4 protein-coding genes are annotated in these 1,908 nt (G+C 61.0%); 2 read left to right on the forward strand and 2 right to left on the reverse strand.

From position 1 onward, the window contains the following. Positions 1-190, forward strand: a 190-nt coding sequence (locus tag B3605_RS02215; RefSeq protein WP_296432000.1) for a toxin-antitoxin system TumE family protein, incomplete at its 5' end; no start/stop codon positions are given. Next, positions 187-537, forward strand: coding sequence for a hypothetical protein (locus tag B3605_RS02220; RefSeq protein WP_112973378.1), 351 nt, complete (start codon positions 187-189; stop codon positions 535-537). The genes B3605_RS02215 and B3605_RS02220, both read left to right, overlap by 4 nt. 72 nt (positions 538-609) lie before the next feature. Here the strand turns inward: B3605_RS02220 and B3605_RS02225 are convergent, their stop codons facing one another. Both B3605_RS02225 and B3605_RS02230 read right to left on the reverse strand, forming a co-directional pair. Further along, complete coding sequence (locus tag B3605_RS02225) at positions 610-918, reverse strand: nucleotidyltransferase family protein (protein ID WP_112946043.1); 309 nt, start codon at positions 916-918, stop codon at positions 610-612. A 70-nt stretch (positions 919-988) separates the two neighbouring features. Continuing rightward, positions 989-1,756 (reverse strand): SDR family NAD(P)-dependent oxidoreductase, encoded by a 768-nt coding sequence (locus B3605_RS02230; RefSeq protein WP_112946042.1) that lies wholly within the window; start codon positions 1,754-1,756, stop codon positions 989-991. Positions 1,757-1,908 lie beyond the last annotated feature (152 nt).

Here is a 1,908-nt window from a genome sequence, read left to right on the forward strand (position 1 = left end):
GCATTTCCTGAAATACTCGCTCTTCTATGGTCTGCCGGGCCAACGCATCGTCTTGTACGACAACGAGCGCGGAAAGGGTGATCATCGACACTACGGACCACGCGAGGAAGCCTACCAGTTTGTCTCCGTGGAGCGTTTGCTGGCTGATTTCAGGCGTGACGTTGAAGAGGTGAGAGGCGAGGCAATATGAGCAAGAACATCGACGTACATGTTGGCGGTTCCTTCGACGATGCCGCAAAGCGCTTCATCGACGCATGGCAGCGCGCTGAGGCGGGCCAGCCCGTTTCCGAGGAACATCTCACCTTCGTGGATTGGGAGGTCTTCGCGCGCACGATGACGGCCAAGCGGCTCGAACTGCTTCGCCACCTACGCGGCAATCCGCAGGCAAGTATCGCCGCTCTGGCAAAGAGCCTGAACCGCGACTATCGCCGCGTTCATGATGACGTCGATATTCTGTCTCGCGCCGGTCTGATCGAGCGCGATGCCGATGGCTTGCATGCCGACTACGCGGAGATCAGGACGGTGATCGCGCTATAGGTCATGCCCTCGGCATAGGCCAGTATCTTTCGACTGTTGTCGGTGATGTCGGCCAGACGAAGCCATGGTTTGCTAGAAGGCAACTTGGCGGTCTCTTTCGATCTCTTTGGCGAGGCGGGGCTTCTCGATCGGTTCCGAGATGACGTCGACAGGCCGGCCGGTGATATCTTCAAGTCTCTCTTTGAGACGATACAGCGTCCCGAAATATCCGAAGCCGGAATGCAGGACCTCGTCGGTAAGCTCAACGATGACATCGAGATCCGACTCTTCAGTCGCTTCGCCGCGGGCGACCGACCCGAACAGCGAAAGCCCGAGAACGCCCTCAGCCCTGAGCGCGTCCTCATGCTTGCGAATGATCGCTATGACCTGATCCTTGTCCATGCCTCCAATATAATCGACCTCTGCGACTTGGTCGAGACGCCGCCACAACCGGCCAAGCCGCCCGCAGCGATTACATCGCCGTAAACCCATTATCGACGAACAGATGCGCGCCGTTGACGAAGCTCGACTCATCGCTCGCCAAATAAAGTGCCGCGCGCGCCACATCCTCCGGCTCGCCGATCCGCCCCTGCTGCGCGGCGATCGCCGCGTCCGAAACATCGACGCCGAGTTTTTGCAGGTCGGCCACTTCGCGCAGGCCGTGCGGTGTGCGGATGAAGCCGGGGCAGACCGCGTTGCAGCGGATGTTGCGGTCGCGGAACTCGACGGCGATGGCGCGCGCGAACATGTGCACGGCGCCCTTGGTCGTGTCGTAGAGCACCTCCATCGGCGTCGCGGCGACTGCCGAGATCGACGAGGTGCAGACGATCGACCCGCCGCCGGCCGCAATCATCTTCGGCAGCACCGCCTTGGTCATCAGGAACATCGAGCGCACGTTGACGGCATGCAGCCAGTCCCATTCCTCAAGCGTGGTTTCAAGGAACGGCTTGATGACGATCGTGCCGGCATGGTTGAAGAGCACGGTCACCGCGCCGTAGCGCGCTTCGATGGCGGAGACCGCCGCGTTCACCGCCGTCTCGTCGGACACATCGGCCGTCCAGAAATCGGCCTCGCCACCTGCTGCGCGGATATCCTTCACCGTCTCCGCGGCCGCCTCGCCATTGCGATCGATGATCGCGACCTTGGCGCCCTCGGCTGCAAACAACTTCGACGCCGCTCCGCCCATGCCGGTCGCCCCGCCCGAGACAATCGCGATCTTGCCCTTCAATCTGTCCGTCATGCTACTCCGTCCCCTTTGGTGTTTCGGGATGATAGACCGACGTTTGGCCGCTGGCCAAGGGCTTTGATGGGGATGTTTGAGGAGGGTGGCTATTGTAGGAAAGGGACCTATTCGGCACGCGCCAACTTACCCTCCCTCATCAAGTCAGTCTC

Origin of the sequence: Rhizobium sp. UBA1881 (assembly GCF_002338015.1) — a bacterium.
In the GTDB taxonomy this organism is placed as follows: Bacteria; Pseudomonadota; Alphaproteobacteria; order Rhizobiales; family Rhizobiaceae; genus Rhizobium.